Raw genomic sequence first — 24,185 nt, forward strand, 5'->3', positions numbered from 1 at the left:
CGTGAATGCCGTACAGCCTGCGGCTTCTCTCTTTTTCCTCGTCTTCTTCTCCTTCCGTGAATATGTCGGGGGCAGGCGGGGAATACGTTTCCGGGTTCGGCCCGCACGCTGCCCGCACACCTCCAGGAGGCGTGGACGGTGCGGGACGCTACATCGCGCAAAAGCAGCCCAAGGTGCCGCAATTGGGCACAACCGGACGGACAGGAGGGCTGATTTGCGCTACGGACGGTGCGCGGACCCCGTGGGTCGGGTTACCTGCTGGCGGCCGAGCCCCGGCGGGGATCGTGTCCGGAAACGTTCGACCGGGATACCTCCTGGTGAGGGCGAGCGGAACGTCGTGGAGTAGATGTTTTCGCTGGCCAACCAGGGTTTAGCGCAATTTACTTGAATGAGTGATGAGTGGTGGACGCGTGAATGATCACATGCTTGCCGCTGCTGGATATCAAGTGTTAGATTCCGCTTGACCGATGGAGCTGACGGGGGGTCGACCGCTGACCATGCTTACGGACAGTGATGTATGTGGAGTCGCCGGGCGCGGCAATTCCTTTTGTCCGGTCAACCCCGTGACCGATCGTCCGGTCAGCCCCGATACTGACGCTTCGTCGCACAGGCGGGCATCTTTTCCACGCGCATGTGGGTTCCGGCTCATGTAGGCCGACCGAGAGCCGTTGGTCCGGCCCGGCGCTGAGTCTCTTCCGCGAGTCTCTTCAGCCCTTATTGACGAATTGTTCACCTTGAACTGCGCCACTTTGTGGTGCGGTGCTGTGGGCCGCCCAAATTCGAGCCTCAAGGCACCCGGATGAGACGAAGGTCTATGGACGACAAGCGTGCTCTTCTCCTGAAGCTGCTGGCATCCGTGCGGCAACAGGCCGCTCCCGTCACCGCGCCGCGGCGCCCCGCCGAGGACATCGCGGTCATCGGGCTCGCCGGGCGCTACCCGGGGGCGCGGACACCGGACGAGCTGTGGCGCAACGTCGTCGAGGGCCGCAACTGCGTAGGCGAGGTGCCCGCCGACCGCTGGGACGTGGACGCGCACTACCACCCGGACGCCAAGGACGGGCGCGCGTACAGCAAGTGGGGCGGCTGGCTGGAGGACGTCGACAAGTTCGACCCGCTGCTCTTCCAGATCTCCCCCTCCGACGCCGAGGAGATGGACCCCCAGGAGCGCCTCTTCCTGGAGACCGCCTGGGCGAGCATCGAGGACGCCGGGTACCGCCCGCGCGGGCTGGGTGAGCGCGACGCGGTGGGCGTGTTCGCCGGGGTGATGAACAACGACTACGAATGGCTCGCGGGACACAGCAGCGCCTTCGGCGAGCACACGCACGCACGTTCCGCCCACTGGTCGATCGCCAACCGGGTCTCGTACGTCCTCGACCTGCGTGGGCCGAGTCTGACCGTCGACACCGCGTGCTCCGCCTCGCTGACCGCCATCCACCTGGCCTGCGAGAGCCTGCGCCGCGGCGAGTGCGCCACGGCGCTCGCCGGCGGGGTCAACCTCATCCTGCACCCCATGCACCTGCGGATGCTGGCCGACCGTCAGATGATCTCCCGCGGCGACAGGTGCCGCAGCTTCGGCGCCCACGCGGACGGTTTCGTCGACGGCGAAGGAGTCGGCGCCGTCCTGCTCAAGCCTCTACGGGCGGCGGAGGCCGACGGCGACCGGATCTACGCGGTGCTCAAGGGATCGGCGGTCAACGCGGGCGGCAGGACCAGCGGTTACACCGTGCCGAACCCCACCGCCCAGGCCGAAGTGATCACCGCGGCCCTGCGCCGGGCGGGCGTCGCACCGCACACCATCGGCTACGTCGAGGCGCACGGCACCGGCACCCCCCTCGGCGACCCCATCGAGATCGCCGGACTGCGCGAGGCCTTCCGCGACGGTGACGGTAAGGACGCGAACGCCACACCCGGCGGCTGCGCCGTCGGCTCCCTCAAGTCCAACATCGGGCACCTGGAGTCGGCGGCCGGCATCGCGGGCCTGACCAAGGTGCTCATGCAGCTCAAGCACGGCGTCGTGCCGCCCTCCCTGCACTCGGCCGAGCTGAACCCCGACATCGACCTGACCGGCACGCCCTTCCACGTACAGCAGGAGGCCGCGCTCTGGCACCGCCCCGTGCTGCGCGACCAGGACGGACGGGAGACGGAAGGGCCGCGCCGGGCCGGCATCAGCTCCTTCGGCGGCGGCGGCTCCAACGCCCATCTGATCGTCGAGGAGTACGTGGCACAGCCCGCCGACGGCCGCACGCCCACCCCCGGCGGCCCGTCGGAGGAGCTGATCGTCCTGTCCGCGCTGAGCGAGGAGCGACTGCGGGCCTACGCGCGCGAGCTCGCCGACTTCCTCGACCGGCAGCCGGTCACGGGGCAGACGTTGGATGAGTGCGTACGGATGGCCGCCGACGTCCTCCGGGTCCAGCCGCACGATCTCGACGCCGACCTCGAACTGGCCGAGTACGGCCTGGGCGCGGCCGAACTGGCCGGGCTCAGCGAACGCCTCGGCCTCACGACGACCGTCTCCGACAGGACCACCCTCCGCGAGCTGGCCCATGACGGGCCCGAACCCGCGGTGTCCCTCGCCGACTTCGCGCACACGTTGCGCGTCGGCAGGGAGCAGCTCGACGTACGCCTCGCCTTCCCGGCGCGTGACTTGGCCTACGTACGGGGGGTGTTGGCTGACGTCGCGGACGGCGTGGAGAGCGGCGTCGCGCTGAACGACGCGGCACGCAGCCGCCGCTCGCCGGCCGCCGACGCGGCGGAGCGCCTCACCCGCGCCCTGACCGACGGCGACCTGACCGAAGCCGCCCGGCTGTGGACCCAGGGCGCTGAGGCCCAGTGGCCGGACAGCGGCGGCGCCCGCCGCATCGGCCTGCCCACGTACCCGTTCGCCCGCAAGCGCTACTGGATACCGGAGCCCTCGGGGGCAGCGGGGGCAGCGGGGGCCGTACGTGACGCGTCCATGGGTATGGGGGGTACGGAGGGTGGGGGGCGTACGGGGCTGTCGCTGCCGGAGGAGATACGGGCCGAGCCGCCCATATGTGCCGTCCCCCTGCGCACCGACCCCATACGCACCTCCGCGAGGGAGCCCATACCCGCCCCCGCCATGGCGGCCGAAGCCGCGCCGCCCGCGCCGCCCGCGCCGCCCGCGCCGCCCGCGCCGCCCGCGCCGCCCGCGTCGGAGCCGCGTGAGGAGACTCCGGAGCTGGGCTTCTACCAGCCCGTCTGGTGCCCGGAGGAACTCCCCGAGCCCGCGCACCGCACTACCGCCCCCGACACCGACACCGCCGCGGGCCACGAGGTGGCCGTCCTCACCGCCGGTGAACCCTGCGCTCTCGCCGAGGTGTTACTCCGTCACCACCCCGGCGCCCGCCTCATCCGGCTCGACCGTGACGACCCGGCGGAGCTGCTCACCCGGCCCGTGCGGCACCTGTATCACCTCGGCGGACTGCACCGGCCCCACAGCCTCGAAGCCGCCCTGCGCGACGGCGTCCTCGCCCTCTTCCGCACCCATGGCGCAGGCCCCCGGATCACCGTGGTCACCGCCGGTGCCCACGACGACAACCCCCACGCGGCGGGCATCCTCGGATACGCCCAAGTCCTCGCCGCCGAATGCCCCCACACCGACGTCACCTGCGTCGACATCGAGGGCGCCGACGCCGTGGACGCGCTGCCCGCACTGCTCGCAGAGCCTCCGCACCCGGCCGGGCGCGCGGTCCTGCTGCGGGGCGGCCGCCGCCACGTACGGCAGCTCGTGCGCACCCCGGCACCCGCACCGCGGCGCCCGCCCTACCGCACCGGCGGCACCTACCTCATGGTCGGCGGCAGCGGCGGCATCGGCCGCGCACTCTCCGAGGAGCTCGCCCAGCGGTACCGGGCCGGCATCGTGTGGATCAGCCGCGGCGAACTCGACGCCGAACAGCGAGCCACCGCCGACCGCGTGCGCGAGGCCGGGGGGCGGCTGCTGCACCTGAGGGCCGACGCGTCCGACCCCACGGCGCTGAGCGAGGCCGTCGCCGAGGCCAAGCGGCGGTTCGGCGCGCCGCACGGCGTCTTCCACGCGGCGATGACGTTCAACGCGAGCACCATCGACGAACTCACCGAACCGGAGCTGCGGGCGGCACTCGCCGCCAAGGTCGACGGTTCACTCGCGCTCGTGGCGGCGCTGGGCGACGAGCCCCTGGACTTCCTCGCGTTCTTCAGTTCGGTCGGCTCCTTCGTCAGCGCCGCGGGCAACGCCGCCTACGTGGCGGCCAGTTCCTTCCTCGACTCCTACGGCCGTCACCTCTCGACCCGGCTCCCGTATCCCGTACGGGTGGTCAACTGGGGCTACTGGGGGCGTGTCGGCTCCGGGGCTCAGCCGGGGCTGCGGGAGGTGTTCCGCAGGACGGGCGTCGCCGAGTTCACCGTGCGCGAGGGCCTCGACTGCCTGGAGCGGGTGCTGGCCGACGGCCCCGTCCAGATCATGCCGATCCGCGCCGACCTGCGGGCCCTGGCGGCCCTCGGCCACCGCGCGTCGCCGCTCGGCGAGCGGTTCACCGCGCCCGCACCTGCCGGGCCCGGCGCCGACGCCGTCATCGAGGGCTACGACCGCCTCTCCGCGCTCTGCGACTCGGCACTGCTCGGCGTCTACCGGCGGATGGGCGCCCTCACCCGGCAGGGCGAGCGGGACAGCGTCACGGCGCTCGCCGACCGGCTCGGCATCGTGCCCAAGTACCACCGGCTGCACGCGGCGCTGCTCAACATCCTCGCCGACGCGGGGCACCTGACCGTGCGCGGCGACGCGGTGGAGGTCCTTGCCGCGGACGCGGACCCGGACGCGGGGGTGGGCACGAGCGCCGAACACGCCGAGCGCGAGCTCGACCGGATCGCCGCCGGCCATCCGGACATCAGGGCCACGGTGGAGCTGACCCGGCTGTTCCTGCGGAGCTACCCGCAGGTGCTGCGCGGCGAGACCGGCGCGACAGAGATCATGTTCCCGAACGCGTCGATGGATCTCGTCCAGGACTTCTACCGGGGCAACCCGCTCACCGACTCCCTCAATGAACTCGTCGCCGAAGCGGTCACCGACCACGCCCGGCAGCGCGTCGAAGAACTCGGGGCGGGTGAGCGGCGGCGGCTGTGCGTCGTCGAGTTCGGCGCGGGCACCGGGGCGACCACCGAGCGCGTGCTGCCCGCCCTCTCCGCCTGGGCCGACCGGGTCGAGTACGTCTTCACCGACATCTCGCCGCAGTTCCTGGAGAGCGCCGAGCAGCGGTTCGGTACGCGGCACCCGTTCACCACGTTCCGTACGCTCAACCTCGAACGAGGCCTCGCGGAACAGGGCTACGCCCCCGGCAGCGTCGACATCGTCGTGGCCACCAACGTCGTGCACGCCACGGGTGACCTGCGCGCCACCCTGCGCAAGGCGCGGGAACTGCTGCGACCCGGCGGCAGGATCGTACTCAACGAACTGACCGCGATCCGCAGCAGCATCACCGTCACCGGTGGCGTACTGGACGGCTGGTGGGCCTTCACCGACCCGGAACTCCGCATCAAGGACGCGCCCCTGGCCACCGCGCAGACCTGGCAGCGGCTCCTCCTCGAAGAGGGCTTCACCGACGCCCTGGTACTGGACCGGGGCACCCACCTCGGCCAGCACGTGATCGTCGGCGTGAACGCGGACGTCGGCCACCGCGCACCGACGGCCGCTCCCGAGAGGACCGTGCTGTCCGCCGCGGCCTCCGGCTCCGGCAACGGCCCGCTCGGTCCGCTCGACCGGCTCCGCGACATCGTGACGGCCACCCTCAAGCTGGACGAACCCGCCGACCCCGACCGGCTCCTCGCCGACTACGGCTTCGACTCGCTGAGCGGCATGAAGATCGCCGCCGTCATCGAGGAGGACCTGGGCGTCCGGCTGCGGCTGAGCGACCTGCTCGAACACGCGACCCTGCGCGAGCTGAGCGACCACATCGGCGAACTGACCGACGCCACGCCTGAGCACGCCGCGCCCGCTCACCCCGCCCCGGTGGAGCCGGTCCGCTTCCCCCTGTCGGCCGGGCAGCGGGCCCTGAGCGTCATCGAGCAGATGGCGCCGGGCACGTACGCCTACAACCTGCCGCTCGCGTTCTGGCTGGAACCGGACACCGACCCGACCGCCCTCCGCGAGGCGTTGCAGTCCATGGTGGACCGCCACCCCCAGCTCCGCGCCCGCCTGGACGGCGACCACCAGGTCATTGAGGCGCACCAGCAACTCACGGTTATAGAGCGGGCATTGGACACCACCTCCGTAGACGCCGTGCGCGAGGCGGCCAAGGAGTGTGTCCGCGAGCCCTTCGACCTGCGGCGCGGGCCCCTGCTGCGGGTCACGCTGTTCACGCTCGGCGACCGCAGGCAAGTGCTGCTGCTCACCTTCCACCACATCGTCTTCGACGGCCTCTCCATCGCCGTCTTCCTGCGCGAACTGTCCGCGTTCTACCGCGGGCAGGCGCCCACCACCGAGCCGCCCACCTCAGAGCCGCCCGCCACCTTCGCCGACTTCGTCGACTGGCAGACGGAGCTGCTCGGCTCGGAGCGCGGCGAGCGGCTGCGCTCGTACTGGCTGCGCAGGCTCTCCGGCGACCTGCCCACGCTTCAGCTCCCCCTCGACCGCCCCCGTCCGGCGGTGCCCGGACACCGGGGCGCCTCCGTCGAGGGCCGCCTGGACGCGGCACCCGTCCGGGCCGCGCGGCAGCTCGCGGGCGACGAACGGACCTCGCTCTTCGTGGTCCTCCTCGCCGTCTACGCGACGCTGCTGCACCGCTACTCGCGGCAGGACCGCGTGCTCATCGGCACCCCGGTGGCCGGACGGCCCTCCGCCCGCTACGCCGACGTGCTCGGCTACTTCATGAACATGGTCGTCCTCAAACACGACTTCGACGACGGCCAGGACTTCCGCGGCCTGCTGCGCGACATGCGGGACACCACCCTGGAGGCCCTGGAGCACAGCGACTACCCGCTGCTCAGCCTCGCCCAGGAGCTCCGTGCCTCGCGCCTGTTCGACACGGCCTTCTACTTCCAGAACTGGGTCGAGGACGACACCGACGTCCGCCCGGTCGCCGACGTGTTCCACGGCGTCCACCAGGAGGGCGAGTTCGACCTCACCCTGGAGGTCGTCGAGGAGCCCGAGGGCGCCCGCTACTGCCTGAAGTACGACCCGGACCTCTTCGACGAGGACACCGTGCGCGGGCTCGGCGAGCACTTCCGCCTGCTGCTCGACTCGGCCCTCGCCACCCCGGACCGCACCTTGGACGCACTGTCCCTGCTGAGGCCCGACGACACGGCCCGCGCCCAGGAGCGGCAGCAGCTCACGCGGGGCGACCACCCCGCCGGCAGCGTGCTGCCCACGCTCCTCACCGAGCAGGCGAGCCGCACCCCCGACGCCGTGGCGGTGGCCGACCGCGGCACGACGCTGACCTACCGTGAACTGGACGCGCGGGTCGCGGCGACGGCGGCCCGCCTGCGCGGGCGAGGGGTGGCGCCCGGACGCAACGTCGGCGTGCTCCTCGACCGGTCCGCCGACATGCTCGTCGCCCTGCTCGGCGTTCTCGCCGCAGGCGGCGCCTATGTGCCGCTGGACCCCGGCTACCCGGTCGAGCGGCTGCGCCACATGGCCGAGGACGCCGGACTGCACCTGCTGATCGCGGACTCGGGGGCCCGCGCCGACCTCGGCGCGCCGGTCCTGGCGTTCGACGCCGACGACGAGCCCCTGGGCGGTCCCGAGACGGGGGAGATCCCGGCACCGGGCCCGGACGACATCGCGTACGTGATCTACACCTCGGGGTCGACGGGCCGCCCCAAGGGTGTCCAGGTGCCGCACCGGGCGCTGGCCAACCTGCTTCTCTCCATGGCCGAGGAGCCCGGCCTGACGGCCGAGGACCACCTGCTCGCGCTCACGACCGTCTGCTTCGACATCGCCGCGCTCGAACTGTTCCTGCCGCTGATCGTCGGCGCCCGGGTCGAGATCGTGCCCGCGGAGGTCGCGCGGGACGGTGTCCTCCTGCGCAGGCTTCTGGAGTCCGGTCCCGCCACGGTCGTCCAGGCGACCCCCGCGACGTGGAAGATGCTGCTCGCGGCCGGCTGGCAGGGCTCGCCTGGGCTGAAGGTGCTGTGCGGGGGAGAGGCACTCGACCAGGACACCGCAGAGCGACTGCTGGCCCGCGCGGGCCAGGTGTGGAACATGTTCGGGCCGACGGAGACCACCGTCTGGTCGGCCGTGTGCCGGCTCGCGCCCGGCGAACGCGTCACCATCGGCCGTCCCATAGCCAACACCGGCTTGTACGTCCTCGACGCGCGGGGCAGAGCGGTGCCGCCCGGCGTGCCAGGGGAGCTGTACATCGGCGGCGCGGGTCTCGCCACCGGCTATCTCGGCCGCCCGGAACTGACCGCCGAACGCTTCGTCACCCTCGACGGCGAGCGCTGCTACCGCACCGGTGACCTGGTGCGCGAACGGTCCGACGGCCGCATCGAGTACCTGGGCAGACTAGACGACCAGGTGAAGGTGCGCGGCTTCCGGATCGAGCCCGGCGAGGTCGAGGCCGTGCTGCGCGGACAGGACGGCGTACGCGAGGCCGCCGTGGTCGCGCGGCGGGTCGGCGGCGACAACGTCCTGCACGCCTTCCTCGCCCTCGACGAGAACGCCACGGCCCCCCGCCGCGAGGCGCTCGCCCAGCGGCTGCCCGCCCACATGGTCCCGGACGTCCTGGTGGAGCTGGCCACACTGCCCCAGACGCTCAACGGCAAGGTGGACCGCGGCCGACTGAGCAGAGCGCCGCTGGCGGAGCTGCGCGGAGGGGAGGCGGCGAGCACGCCGCGTCGTTCGGGGCGCGCCTCCGCACGCAGGGCCGGTGACTCCGCCCACATCGCCGAACTGGCCGAGCTCATCGCGCACATCCTCGATACGGACCCCGCGGACATCCCGGCCGACGTGCCGCTCGGCCGGCTCGGCATGAACTCGATCAGCTTCACCGTCCTCAGTACGCGCATCAGCGAGCGGTACGGGATCGAGGTCCTGCCCACGCTGTTCTACCGCTACCCGACGCTCGCCGCGGTCGCCGCGCACCTGAGCGAGGCACTCGGGGAGGCCGACACCGACACCGACGCCGACGCAGGCGGGCTCGCGGAGTCCGGCACCACGCAGGCCGCCACCGGGACCGCCCCGACCGAAGCCGCCCCCACCGGGAACCGCCCCGCCGCCCCCGGCGCCGACGTGGCCATCGTCGGCATGGCCGGGCGGTTCCCCGGCTCCGCCGGCCTCGCGGAGTTCTGGGACCACCTGGAGCAGGGCAGGGACCTCGTCACCGAGATCCCCGGCGACCGCTGGGACTGGCGGGCGCACACCGGCACCTCCCGTTCGCGCTGGGGCGGCTTCGTCCCCGGGGTGGACCGCTTCGACGCCGCCTTCTTCGGCATCTCGCCGCGCGAGGCCGAGCTGATGGACCCCCAGCAGCGGCTGCTCCTGGAAGTGGTGTGGACGGCGGTCGAGGACGCCGGGTACCGCGCGAGTGACCTGGCGGGCAAGCGCGTCGGCGTCTTCATCGGCACCACCAACTCCGACTACGCCGAGGTGCAGCGCGCCGGCGGCAGGTCGGCCGAGGCGCACACGCTCACGGGCGCCGCGCTGTCGGTCATCCCGAACCGCGTCTCGTACCTCCTGGACCTGCGCGGACCCAGCGTCGCGGTCGACACGGCCTGCTCCAGCTCGCTCACCGCCGTCCACCAAGCCGTCGGCGCGCTGCGCGACGGCACCTGTGACCTCGCCGTCGCGGGCGGCGTCAGCCTCATCCTCGACCCCCGGCTCTACGAGGCCCTGAGCCGGAACGAGATGCTCAGCGAGGACGGCAGGTGCAAGGCCTTCGACGCCTCAGCCAACGGCTATGTGCGGGGCGAGGGCGTGGGCGTCGTCGTGCTCAAGGACCACACGGCGGCCCGCCGCGACGGCGACCGCGTGGCCGCGGTGATCAAGGCCGCCGCCGTCAACCACGGCGGCCGCACCACCTCCTTCACATCGCCCAACCCCAACGCGCAGGCGGAACTGCTCGTCGAGGCCTACCGCGCGGCCGGCGTGGACCCCCGTACGGTCGGCTACATCGAGGCCCACGGCACCGGCACGGCCCTGGGCGACCCCATCGAGATCAGCGGCCTGACCGAGGCGTTCGCGCGGCTCGCCGAGGACGGCGGGGCCACCGGAGCCGGGCGCGCGCCGCACTGCGGCATCGGGTCGGTGAAGACCAACATCGGCCACCTGGAGGCCGCCGCGGGCATCGCCGGGCTGCTCAAGGTGGTCCTCGCGCTGCGCCACCGGACCATCCCGGCCGGCCTGCACTTCCGCGAGCGCAACCCGTACCTCGAACTGGACGGGAGCCCTTTCGAGATCGTCGACACCACCCGGCCCTGGCCCGCGCCGCTCGCCGATGACGGCTCGGCGCTGCCGCGCCGCGCGGGCGTCAGCTCCTTCGGCTTCGGCGGCGCCAACGCCCACGTGGTGATCGAGGAGGCCGCGGCAGGAGCGGACGCCGCGTCCGGCGAGGACAGCGCGGACGCGGAGCTGTTCGTCCTGTCCGCGCGGACGGAGCGGGCCCTGCGGTCGCAGGCCGGGCGGCTCGCCGCCCACGTACGCGCCGAGGAGCCCGCGCCCGCCGACGTCGCCCACACCCTGCGCGTCGGCCGCGAGGCCATGGACGAACGGCTCGCCTTCGTGGCCCGCGGCCGCGCCGAACTCCTCGACCGCCTCGACGCCTGCGCCGAGGGCCGCACCCCCGCGGGCGTGCTGCGCGCCCGGGTCGGCGCGGGGCAGCGCCGCGCCGCCGCCACGCGCGGCGACGCGTGGCGGGAGTTCGTGCGCGCCCTGTCCGCCGAGGGCGACCTCGAATCCCTGGCCCGGCTCTGGACCGACGGGGCCGACGTGGACTGGTCCTGGCTGCCGCGAGGGCGCGGGATCGGGCTGCCGACGTATCCGTTCGAGCCGACCCGGCACTGGGTCGACGCCGCCCCCGGCGCCCCGGCCACGGCCGCCGCACGCCCCGCGTCGTCGGCGCTGCTCGACGAGAACGTCTCGACGTTCGGCGAAGCCGCCTTCGCGAAGCGCCTCACAGGATCGGAGTTCTACCTGGCCGACCACAAGGTCGGCGACGAACTCGTGCTCCCCGGCGTCGTCTACCTGGAGATGGCACGGCTGGCGGGCGAGCGCGCCCACGGCACCGCCCCGGTGCGGCGCGTCGACGAGATCGTCTGGGCCGCGCCCGTGGCGCTCACGCCCGGCCGGTCGCGGGACATCCGGGTGGTGGTCGAGCCCTCCGGCGCCTTCGAGATCACGGGTGAGCGCCCGCACGCCAGGGGCCGCCTGGTGTTCGGGCAGGACGGCGGCGAAGCCGACGCGGCGCCCGCGCCGATCGACCTGTCCGCCGTACGCGCCCGCTGCGGCGAGCGCAGGACCCGCCAGGACTGCTACGCCTACTTCGCGGACCTCGGCTTCCGGTACGGTCCCGCCTTCCAGGTCATCGAGGAGCTGGCCCTCGGCGACGGCGAGGCCCTGGCACGGCTGCGCCGCCCCGAGGTCGGCGACCACCGGTTCCACCCCTCGCTGCTCGACGGTGCCCTCCAGGCCGCGGGCCTGCTGGTGCGGGGCTCGACGGCACACCTGCCGTACTCGATCGGTTCCGTACGCCTCTTCGACGAGCTGCCCGACGCATGCCTCGCCCACGTCATGGCCGTGGACGGCCCGGCCGACACGCAGGTCTTCGACATCAGCCTGGCCGCCCCCGACGGCACGGTCCTCGCACGCGTCGAACGGTTCACCCTGCGGGCCGTGCCGGACGCCCGGCGCGTCCCGCCCGGGACCGCGGAGCGCGGCGTGCTCGCCTTCGAGCCGTTCTGGCAGGAGGCACCGGCCGCCGTCACGGAGGCCGGGCACGTCGAGCTGCTGTCCGTCATCGGCACGGGGGACGGCCGCGCCGAGGCCCTGCGCGACGAACTCGCGGCGCTCGCACCGGAGATGGACGTCGTGGTCGGTGACCGGTCGCGCGCCTCGCACCTCGTTCACCTCGCCGAAGGGGCTGGCGCAGATATCGACGAAGCGCTGCGCGACGGATTCCACACCGTCCTCGACGTGTGCCGGACCCGGATCGCGGACCACGGCGGGCCGCTGCGCTACCTGTTCGTCCACGAGGACCGGGCCGGGGCCGCGGGAGCGGCGCACGCCGCGCTCGACGGGTTCGCCCGCAGCATCGGCCAGGAACACCCCGGCATCCGGCTGAGCGTGCTCACGCGCACCGGCTCGCCCTCCGTCCGTGACCTCGCCGAACTCGTGCTGGCCGAACTTCCGGGCGCCGCGCCGGAGGTACGTACCGACGGGCGCCGCAGGCTCGTCCGCGCCTGGCGTGAGAGCACGCTCCCCGAAACCGGGGCCTCACCCCTGGCCGCGGCAGGGGCGCACCTCGTCACGGGCGGCACCGGGAAGCTCGGCATGCTGGTGGCCGAGCGGATCGCCCGGCATCCGGGCGCCGGGGTCGTCCTGGTCGGCCGGTCCGCCCCGGCCGAGCCGCTGCCCGAGGGCTGGCTGCACGTCCGGGCCGACGTCGGTGTGCGCGAGGACGTCGAGCGGGCGGTGGCCGAGGCCAGGCGCAGGTTCGGGCGCGTCGCCGGAGTGGTGCACGCGGCCGGCACGCTGCGTGACGGGCTCGCGCTGCACAAGAGCCGCGCGGACGCCGACGCGGTGCTCGCGCCCAAGGTGCGCGGCCTGGTCCACCTCGACGAGGCGACGCGTGCGGACGCCCCCGGCTACTTCGTCGCGTTCGGCTCGACCGCCGCGGTCTTCGGCAACGTCGGCCAGACCGACTACGCGTACGCCAACAGCTTCCTCGGCCACTACCTGGAGCGGCGCCCCGGCGGCGGCCTCACCGTCGACTGGTCGCTGTGGCGCGACGGCGGCATGACCCTCGGCGCGGACGCCCGCGCGGCGATGCGGCGCGAGTTCGGCATGGAGCCGCTGCCGTCGGAGGCGGCGCTCGACGCCCTGGAGGCCGCCCTGCGCGGCGGTGCCTCCCGCGTGCTGCTGACCGCGGGCGACCCCGCGCGGATCGACGAGGCGCTGCGGAGGACCGCCGAGCCGCTGCGGCAGGCGGCGACGCCCCCCGAGTCCGCAGAGGGCAGGCAAAGCGGCGACCTGCGCGCGCCCATGGTCACGTACCTGCGTGAACTCCTCGCCGACGAACTGAAGATGGCCCCGGAGGACATCACCGAGGACGACGCCTTCGATCACTACGGCGTCGACTCGCTCCTCGTCCTGAGCCTCACACGGGCGCTGGAGGAACGCTTCGGACCGCTCTCCAAGACGCTGTTCTTCGAGTACCTGACCATCGGTGAGCTGGCCGACTTCCTGGTCGCCCACCACCCGGCCGAGGCGCGCGGCCTCGTCACTCCCGTCGGGGACGGCGTCGAGGAGACGGCGGTCACCCCCGCACCGGCCGTGCACGCCGCCCCGCCCGCGCCGCGCCCGGTACGGGACGACGACGAGATCGTGATCGTCGGAGTGGCGGGCCGCTACCCCAAGGCCGACGACCTCGGGCAGTTCTGGCGCAACCTGCGCGACGGCAGGGACTGCGTGGAAGAGGTCCCCGAGGACCGCTGGGACCACGACCGGTTCTACGACCCCGACCGCACGAAACCCGGCAAGACCTACGCCAAGTGGGGCGGCTGGCTCTCCGACGTCGCCTCCTTCGACCCGATGTTCTTCCGCATGTCCCAGGTGGAGGCGGAACACATCGACCCGCAGGAGCGGATCTTCCTCCAGACGGTGTGGCACCTCTTGGAGGACGCGGGCACCTCACGCGAGGCCCTGGCCCGCTCCAACGGCCGCACCGGCGTGTTCGTCGGCCTGATGTACGGCCACTACCAGCTCTACGGCGTCGACGAGGCGCTCCGCGGCACCGGCGCGGCCACCTCGTCCTCGTACGCCTCGGTGGCCAACCGCGTCTCCTACTTCTTCGGCTTCGACGGTCCGAGCATCGCCCTCGACACCATGTGCTCGTCCTCGCTCACCGCCCTGCACCTCGCCTGCCGGGCGATCAGGGACGGCGACTGCGAGACCGCGGTGGCGGGCGGCGTCAACGTCACGAGCCACCCGCTCAAGTACCTCCAGCTAGCCAAGGGCGGGTTCCTCTCCACCGACGGCCGGTGCCGCAGCTTCGGCGAGGGCGGCGACGGCTACGTGCCCGCCGAGGGTTCGGGAGCCGTGCTCCTCAAGCGCCGCTCGGCGGCCGAGGCCGACGGCGACCGCATCCTCGCGGTGGTCAGGTCGACGGCCGTCAACCACGGCGGCGCGGGCAAGGGCTTCAGCGTGCCCAACCCCAGGGCGCAGGGCGTACTGATCGGCGAGGCCCTCGACCGGGCCGGTCTGACCCCGAAGGACCTCGACTACCTGGAGGCGCACGGCACCGGAACCTCGCTCGGCGACCCGGTGGAGATCACCGGCCTCATGCGCGCCTTCCAGGGGTACGACCTGACCGGCGTACGCATCCCCATCGGCTCGGTGAAGTCCGGCATCGGGCACGCCGAGTCGGCCGCGGGCATGGCCGCGCTCACCAAGGTCCTGCTGCAACTGCGCCACGGGGAGCTGGTGCCCTCGCTGCACGCCGAACGCCTCAACCCGCACCTCGACCTGGACGCCACCCCCTTCCGCCCGCAACGCGAGCAGGCCCCCTGGACGCCGCGCGTCGACGCCGCGGGCCGCGCCCTGCCCCGTACCGCCGGAATCAGCGCGTTCGGCGCGGGCGGCAGCAACGCCCACGTGATCCTGGAGGAGTCCGTGCCCCCCACGCAGCCGCCCGCGCAGGAGCCGCCCCACGTGTGCGTGCTCTCCGCGCGGGACGCCGAGCGGCTCGACGAACACACCGCGCGCATGGCCGAGTTCCTGCGCGGCGAGGGGCGTGACGCCCACCCCGCCGCGGTCGCCGCGACGCTCCAGACCCGCGAGCCGATGGCGCACCGCCTCGCCGTGGTCTTCGACGGCGTGGACGACCTCGCCGACGCCCTGGCGGGCCACCTCGCAGGGTCGGGCTCGCCGCGCGTCCTGACCGGCACCGCGAACCGCTCGGCCGCACCCGCCACCGGCGGCACCGCGCCCGAACTCGCCGCGGCCTGGGTGCGCGGCGCCCCCGTCGACTGGCCCGGCGGCCCCCGCGTCTCCCTGCCCGGCTACCCCTTCGCCCGCGAGCGCTGCTGGCTGCCTGCCGCTGACGACGCGGTGCGGCGGCCAACCGCCGCCGAACCCCACGGCGAGGTGGTGCTCTCCACCGCGACGCCGGTCATCGCAGGACACCGCGTCCAGGGACGTGCGCTGCTGCCCGCCCTCGCCTACGTCGACCTCATCGCCAAGGTCTTCCGCGACCACGGGCACGCCGTAGAACGGCTCACCGTGCGCGACCTCACCGCGCTGCGCCCGCTTGACGTGACCGACGGGCCCGTGGCCGCCGAGATCCGCTGCACCACGGCCGGGGACGACCGCTGGCACGTCACGGTGACCGACGGCGAGCCCTACGCCACGGCCGAGGTGCTCCGCACCGGCGCCCCCGACTTCCGCGAACGGCTCGACGGCCACCCGCACGGCACACCCACCCCCCTCGCCGAGACCTACGCCAGGGACGGCGGGAACGGCCAGCACTACAGCGGCGCGGCGCGCGCCGAGGGTCTCGTACGCGCGGACCAGGAGCTGCTGACGGCCGAACTCGACGCTTCCGGCGGCGACTTCGTCGTCCACCCCGCCTTGCTGCTCGCCGGCGCCGTCGCCGCCGGGTCGCTGCTCGACACCGGTGGCGAGGCGTTCCTGCCGCTGCACATCGGCTCGTTCCGTACGGCGGGGCCGCTGACCGGGGCCTGCACGGCACGGGTGCGGCGTGCCTCGGTGAGCCGCCGGGGCGAGGTCGCCCGGTTCTCCGTGGACTTCTTCGACACCCAGGGCCGCCAGGTGGCCGAACTCTCCGACCTGTCAAGCAAAGCCGTGGCAGGGACGTCCACCGCGGCCAGGCCCGCCGCTCAGGGCCCGGCCGCCGTGCCCGAGGCCCGCCACGTCGAGGACTTCCTGCGGCGCCTGCTCGCCGAACGCCTGGGCACGGACCCGGAGTCGGTGTCCGCGACCGCCGGGTACTACGAACTCGGCCTGGAGTCCGTGCAGGTCCTCGGCCTGGTCGAGGCCGTACGGGACGTGGTGGGGCAGGAGCTGGAACCCACGCTGCTCTTCGAGTACACCACGGTCCGCGACCTGGCCGCCCACCTCGCGGCCCGCTTCCCGGCCGCGTTCGGGGCCGCGTTCGAGACCGCTTCCGAGGCCGCTTCCGAGGCCGCTTCCGAGTCCGCTTTCGGAGCCGCTTCCGAGGCCGCAGGGAGCGCGGACACTTCCACCGGCACCGGGTTGAGCCGGCTGCGGCAGGACGCCGTCATCCCACCCGCCCCCGCACCCGCCGCTCTCCCCGCCGACGAACTCGACCGACTGATCGCCCGACAGGTACTGCTCCGCCTGCGCGCGTCCGGCGTCTTCACGACGACCCGTACCGAGTCCGTGGACGGCATCGCGCGGCGCCTCGGCGTCGTGGACAAGTACCGGCGCTGGCTCGACGAGGCCGCCCGGCTGCTGACCGCCACCGGTCTGACGCGGCGGCACGGCGACGTCCTGGAGCTCGCGGACGAGCGGCCCCCGGCGCACGACACCGCGTGGACGGCCGTGCGCGAGCGCTTCGCGGCCGACCCGTACTGGGACGCGCAGCTCTCCCTCGTCCAGGAGTGCGTGGAACGGCTCCTCGAGATCCTGTCCGGCACGGTGCCCGCGACCGACGTGCTCTTCCCCGGCGGCTCCATGGCCAGGCTCACCGCCGTGTACCAGGGCAACGCCGTCGCCGACCGGCTCAACGACGTGGTGGCCGAGGTGACCGCCACGGCGGTGCGCGAACGCCTCGCCCATGACCCGTCGGCCACGGTCCGCGTGGCCGAGGCCGGCGCGGGCACCGGGGGCACCACCGCCGTCGTCCTGCCCCGCCTCGACCCGTACGCCGACCGCCTGGAGTACTGGTACACCGACCTCTCCCCGGCCTTCCTCGACCAGGCCGAGCACCGCTTCGGACCCGGCAGGGACCATCTGCGCTACGGCCGCTGGGACGTGACCCGGGCCGGCGCCGGTGAACGGCTCACCGGCGGCGACTGCGACGTCATCGTGGCCACCAACGTGCTCCACGCCACCCGAGACATCCGCGCCGTCCTGCGCAACCTGGCCGCGGCGCTGCGCCCCGGCGGCGTCCTCGTCGTCAACGAGGTCACCCGCAAGTCCGCCGTCCTGACCCTCACCTTCGGCCTGCTCGACGGCTGGTGGCTCTACGACGACGAGGACGTACGGCTCCCCGGCGCACCGCTCCTGTCCGCACCCCGCTGGCAGGAGGTGCTGCACGCCACCGGTTACGACGAGGTGTGGCGGCCGGTCGCCGAGCCGGACGCCTTCGGTGAGGTCTTCGTCGCGCGACGCGGTCCCGGCGAGGTGGCACCGCCCGAGGGCACACGTCTGCTCGTACGAGGGTGGGAGCCCGCTCCCGCCACCGCGGGCCACGGCCCCGCCGAGGTCGCCGTCCTAGGGGCCGGGCAGCACGCCGCCCGGCTCGCCGCAGCCCTGCCCGGCGGCCGGCTCATCACCACCGCCGCCGACCTGCACGAGGGCTTCGACGCGCTGGTCGACCTCGGCGGCCTCGACCTCGCCGACTGGCTGCCGGTGCTCCAGCGCATGACCGGACGTGAGGCGACGCTGCTCGGCGTCGGCAGGGGTGACGCCCGCGCCGGGCTCTACCGGATGCTGGGGAGCGAGTACGGGCGCGTCCGCTCCCGCTACCTGGAGGCCGACCCCGCGGACCCGGACCTGCCGGACCTCGTGGCGCGCGAACTGGCCGACGGCGGCGACGACATCGACGTCACCTACCGGCAGGGCACCCGGCACAGGGCGGTCCTTCAGGCGCTGCCCGCCGCCAAGGGAGCACCGGTCCGCTTCCCCGCGGGCGAGCCGCTGCTCATCACCGGCGGCACCCGCGGCATCGGCCTCGCGCTCACCCGGCACGCCGTCGCGGAGTGGGGCGCCCGGACCCTCGTCCTCACCGGGCGGGAGCAGTTGCCGCCGCGCGCGGAGTGGGACCGGTACGGCACGGACACGGCGCTCGGCCGCAAGCTCGACGGGCTGCGCGCCTTGGAGCGTGACGGGGTCCGGCTGAAGCTCCTCTCGCTGCCCCTCGGCGAGGACACGGCAGCCGTCCGCGCGGCCCTGGACGAGATCCGCGGGGAGCTCGGGCCGATCGGCGGAGTGCTGCACGCCGCCGGGCTCGTGGACCGGGACAACCTCGCCTTCGTACGGAAGCCGGTCGAGGCCGTGCGCGCGGTGCTCGCCCCCAAGGTGGCCGGGCTCGACGCCCTGGTCGACGCGCTGGCCGTCGATCCGCTGCGGTTCTGCGTGCTGTTCTCCTCGGTCGCCTCGACGGTCCCCGCGGCGGCGGTGGGGCAGAGCGACTACGCGATGGCCAACGCCCACCTGGACGCCGTCGCCCGCCGCGCGCCCCACGGGCTGCCCGTGGTGAGCGTGGCCTGGCCGAGCTGGCGGGGCGTCGGCATGGGCAGCGAGCGCCCCGGGCCGGGCTACCGGGCCACCGGCCTCGGTGAACTCTCCGAGGCGGAGGGTCTGCGGCTGCTCGATCACGTCCTGTCCACCGGGGCGGGCCCTGTGGTGCTGCCGGCGATCGTCGCTCCGGAGTGGACGCCGGACGCGCTGCGGGCGAAGAGGGCCGGTGCGCCGGCCGTGGCGACGGCTCCGACTTCCGCTTCGGCTCCGACTCCCGCTGTGGCTCCCGCTTCGGCCACGGCTTCGGTGGCCGCTCACGTCGGGAGCGGTCAGGGCGCCGCCGAGAAGGCCGAGGCATGGCTGATCGGTCTGCTGGCCCGGGAGTTGGGCTTCGACGCGGGGCGGCTCGCCGCCGACGTGCCGATCTCCGACTACGGCACCGACTCGATCATGATGGTCCAGATCCTGCGCACGGTCGGCGCCGAACTCGACGTCGACCTCGACCCGTCGGTCCTCGTGGACCACCCCACCGTGGAGTCCTTCGTCGGCTGGCTCACCGCCCACCACGGACAGGCCGTCGCCGCGGCCTTCGGCGGCACGGCGTCCGAGGCCTTCGGCGGCACGGCGACCGCGGCTGTCGCGGACCCCTCTCCGGCTCCGGTCACCGCCGCCGTCCCCGCCGAGCGCCACCAGGCACCCGCCGACACCCCGTACGACATCGCCGTGGTCGGCATGTCCGGCCGCTTCCCCGGAGCCCCGGACCTCGACGCCTACTGGCGGCTGCTCAGCGAGGGGCGTTCGGCGATCGCGGCCGTGCCCGCCGGGCGCTGGGGGACCGGGAGCGGGAGCGGGGCCGGGTACACCGCGGGCCTGCTCGACCTCGACGGGTTCGACCCCGGCCACTTCCACCTCTCCGACGCCGACGCCGCCGCGATGGACCCGCAGGCCCTGCTGCTCCTGGAGGAGACGCTGTTCGCGCTCTGCGACGCGGGCCACACCCCCGACGAGCTGAAGGGGCGCGACATCGGCGTGTACGTGGGCGGCCGCACCCGGCACGCACCGGACGAGGCGACCCTCGGCCGCAGCCGCAACCCCGTGGTCGCCGTCGGCCAGAACTACCTGGCCGCCAACCTGTCGCACTACTTCGACCTGCGCGGCCCCAGCACGGTCGTCGACACCGCCTGCTCCTCCGCGCTCGTGGCCATGCACCACGCCGCCCAGGCCCTGCGCTCCGGCGACATCGAGGCGGCCGTGGTCGCCGGCATCACGCTGCTGCCCGACGCCGGCGGGCACCGCCTCTTCGAGAAGCGGGGGCTGCTCAACACCGGCACGGAGTTCCACGTCTTCGACCGGCGGGCCCACGGCTTCACACCCGCCGAGGGCGTCGGCGTCCTCCTGCTCAAGCCGCTCGCCGCGGCCGAGGCGGACGGCGACCGCGTGCACGCGGTGCTCAAGGCGGTGGCCGTCAACAACGACGGCAGGACCGCGGGCCCCGCCACCCCCAACCCCGCCGCGCAGCGCGGCGTCATGGCCCGCGCCCTCGCGAGGTCGGGGGTCGCCGCCGACGACGTCACGTACATCGAGACCAACGCGGCGGGCTCACAGATCCCCGACCTGATCGAGCTGAAGGCCATCGCGGACGTCTACCGCGACGGTTCCGGCACGCCCTGCTCGCTCGGCTCGGTCAAGCCCAACATCGGCCACCCGCAGTGCGCCGAGGGCATCGCCGGGGTCATCAAGACCGTCCTGATGCTCCGCAACCGCGCCATCGTGCCGTTCCTCAGCGGTCAGCAGCCCCTTCAGCACTTCGACTTCGCCGCGACGCCCCTGCGCTTCGAGCGCGCGCTCGTCCCGTGGCCCGACGCCCCGCTGGTCGCCGCCGTCTCCAGCTTCGCGGACGGCGGCACCAACGCCCACGCGATCCTGGCCGGGCGGGACGGGACGGGGGCCGGGCGCCGCGCACCGCTGGAGCGCCCCCGCCTCAAGCGGCGCCGCCTGCCCGCCGTGGGCGCCGAACGCTTCGCGATCATCGGCATGGCGGGCCACTACCCCGGCGCGGAAGACCTCGCCGCGTTCTGGGCGAACCTGAAGGACAGCAAGGACAGCGTCTCCGAAGTGCCCGCTCAGCGGTGGACCCCGGCGGAGGGGGACGGCTCGCGCTGGGGCGGGTTCCTCGACGACGTCGGCCGCTTCGACGCCGACTTCTTCCGGATCTCCCGTCCCGAGGCGGAGATCACCGACCCGCAGGAGCGCTGGTTCCTGCGCACCTGCTGGGAGGCGATCGAGGACTCCGGGTACACCCCGGCAGGGCTCGCCGAAGCCGGGGGCCCTGACCGGCGGCGAGCCGTCGGCGTGTTCGCCGGGGCCATGCACAAGGACTACACGCTGGTCGCCGCCGAGGCGTCCGCACCCGTGCCGCTGGCCCTCAACCAGGGGCAGATCGCCAACCGCGTCTCCTTCGTCTGCGACTTCCACGGCCCGAGCATGACGGTGGACACCCTCTGCTCGTCCTCCCTCACCGCCGTGCACCTCGCCGTGGAGTCACTGCGCCGCGGCGAGTGCGAGGTCGCCCTCGCGGGCGGCGTCAACCTCTCGCTGCACCCCGGCAAGTACCGCACCTACGGCGCCGTCGGCATGCACTCCTCCGACGGCCGCTGCCGCTCCTTCGGCGAGGGCGGGGACGGCTATGTGTCGTCGGAGGGCGTCGGCGCGGTCGTCATCAAGCCGCTGGCCGCCGCCGAGGCCGACGGCGACCACATCTATGCCGTCATCGCCGCATCCGCCGTCAACCACGTCGGTTCCTCCAGCGGCTTCAGCGTGCCGAGCCCGGTCGGCCAGGCCGCCGTCATCTCGGCCGCCTTCGACAAGGCGGGCGTCGACGCCCGCTCCATCGGCTGCCTGGAGGCGCACGGCACCGGCACCTCGCTCGGCGACCCGATCGAGATCCGGGGCCTGTCCACCGCCTTCGCCAGACACACCGAGGACACGGGGTTCTGCGCCCTCGGGTCGGTCAAGTCCAACATCGGGCACGCGGAGTCCGCCGCCGGTGTCGCGGGCCTGACCAAGGCGGCGCTGCAACTGCACCACCGCACGCTGGTCCCCTCCCTGCACGCGGACACCGTGAACCCGCTGCTCGCCCTGGACGGCACGCCCTTCCGCCTCCAGCGCGCCACCGAGGCATGGCCCGCGCCGCCCGAGGGGCCGCGCAGGGCCGGGCTCAGCTCGTTCGGGGCCACCGGGGCGGGCGCGCACGTCATCCTGGAGGAGTACGGACCCGCCGCCGAGCCTCCCCCCGCCCCCGAGGAGCCCGTCCTCGTACCGCTGTCCGCACGCACCGAGGAGCAACTGCGGCGGACCGCCGCACGGCTGCGGGACGCGCTCGCCGGGGACGGCGCAGGGCACGCGCTGCGCGACATCGCGTACACCTTGCAGGTGGGCCGGGTCGAGTGGCCTGTGCGCGTGGCCTTCGTGGCGCGCGACGCGAGTGAACTGGCGCGGCAGGTGGGCGAGTTCGCGGACCACGGGGTGCGCCCGGTGCTCGGCGGCGGTGAGCCGTACGAGGTCGCACGGCGGTGGGCGGGCGGCTCCATGGTGGACTGGAACATCCGTTACGGCGAGCACCGGCCGCGGCGGGTGGCGCTGCCGACGTACCCGTTCGCGGGGGAGCGGCACTGGATTCCCGGGGGCGGGGCCGTTGACGTCCGCGCCGCGCGTGAGGCGCCCGCAGCCGACGACGCGTCGTCCGTCGTGCCGCCGAGCGGGCTGCTGGGGGTGCCGCGATGGGCGGAGGCGCCCGGCGCGCCCGCCGCGGGCCCCGCGCCACGCAGGGTCCTGATCGCCGCCGATGAGCCGGGGGACGGGCTCGCCGGGGCGCTGGCCGCGCACTTCCGGCGCGGCGGCGTCACCGAGGTGACCGAGCGGCCGCTCGACGACGCCTTCGCCCTGACGGGGACGGCACCTGACCGGATCGTCCTCGTCAGCGGCTCGGGCACGCCCGCCGACGACAGCACGGCCGGGCCCGAACTCGCGCTGCTGCGGCTGGTCAAGGCCGTCCAGCGGCTCGACGGCGGGCGCACGGACCTCTGCGTCGTCACCCGGGACACGCAGTCGGTCGCCGGTGAGCCGAGCGCCGCGCACGGCGCGGGCCTGGCCGGTCTCGCCTACTTCGTGGCACGGGACTCCGGCCGCTTCGCCGTACGCAACCTCGACGTGACGGCGGCCGACCTGCGGACGCCCGACGACCGTGCCGCGGTGGCCGCCCTGGTGGCCGACGAACCCGCTTCCCCGGCCGCCGACCTGGTGGCGCTGCGCGGCGGGCGACGGTACCGCCAGGAGGTCGCCCCGGTGACCCCGGCCGAGGCCGCCCGGCCGGGGCCGGGCATCCGGCCCGGCGGCACCTACGTGGTGGTCGGCGGCAGCGGCTCCGTCGGACGCGTCGTCAGCCGCCACCTCATCGACCGCTACGACGCCAAGGTCGTCTGCGTCGGACGCCGCCCGCACAGCGACCCCGCCGTTCGCGAGGCGCTCTACGGCGACCGCGTCGGCTACGTACAAGGTGATGTCACCGACCCGCGCCAGGCACGGCGGGCGATCGCCGAGGCCAAGGGGCTGCTCGGCGAGATCCACGGCGTGCTGTTCGCGGGGGCCACGCGCATCACCGGAGCGCCGGGCGCGCTCGCCGGCCTCGGCGAGGACGAGTTCCGCGCGCACTACGACATCAAGGCCTCGGGCGCGCGGAACGTGTACGAAGCCGTGGCGGACGAGCCGCTCGACTTCCTCTGCTACTTCTCGTCGGCCCAGGCCTTCTCCTTCGGCGGCGCGGGTACCCACGCGGCCTACGCGGCCGGCATCACCTCGGCCGACGCCTTCGCCCGGTCCGTCGCACCGGCCGCCGCGTTCCCGGTCGGCATCGTCAACTGGGGCGCCTGGCGCGCCTCGTTCGGCGAGGCCGCGCGGGACTACCCGGCCCTCGGTTTCCTGGACGACGACGAGGGGGCCGCCTGTTTCGACACGGCGGTGCGGCTGCTGCGGGCGGGCCGCCACCGGCAGGTCATCGGTATGCGGGTTCCGGAGCGCCCCACGGCTCGTGGCGAGGCGGCCGACCGGCCCGACCGGTCGGAGCGGGTCGCGCCCGTCGGCCGTGAACGGCGCCCGGAGCTGCGGGGCCTGCTCGTGGAGCGCCTGGCGAAGACGCTGCGGGTGCCGAAGGAGGACGTGTCGGCGTCGACGGCCTTCGCGGACCTCGGGGTCGACTCCATCACCGGATCGACGTTCGTCGCCCGGATCGGGGAGGAACTGGGCGTCGAGCTGAACGCGGCGGCGCTGTACGAGTTCTCCTCCGTCGAGCGGCTCGCCGAGCATCTGGACGGGCTGCTGGGCGGCGCGCGAGAGGCGACGGAGCCGCCACGGCCACCGGAGGCGACGCCACCGCCGGAAGTCCCGGACGACTTGATCGTGACGTTGGAGGCACGGTTCGCGGCCGGAGAGCTGTCCGCCGCGGAGGTGCTCGACCTGCTCGACGCAGAACCGCCGGCCACGAAGGAGCAACGATGAGCAGCGCCAACTTCCGCGACATCCTCGACGGATACGTCAAGGGCGC

The 24,185-nt window shown here is 74.0% G+C and carries 1 protein-coding gene; it reads left to right on the top strand.

Annotated features, from left to right (window positions below):
- The first annotated feature begins 814 nt into the window (after positions 1 to 814).
- Positions 815 to 24,139 carry an amino acid adenylation domain-containing protein gene (locus ACZ6JY_RS30785; protein WP_469201056.1) on the top strand — a complete coding sequence of 7,775 codons (23,325 nt, stop codon included), beginning with the start codon at positions 815 to 817 and terminating at the stop codon, positions 24,137 to 24,139.
- The last annotated feature ends 46 nt before the right edge of the window (positions 24,140 to 24,185 follow it).

The sequence above is a fragment of the Streptomyces sp. NPDC046335 genome (assembly GCF_055587985.1).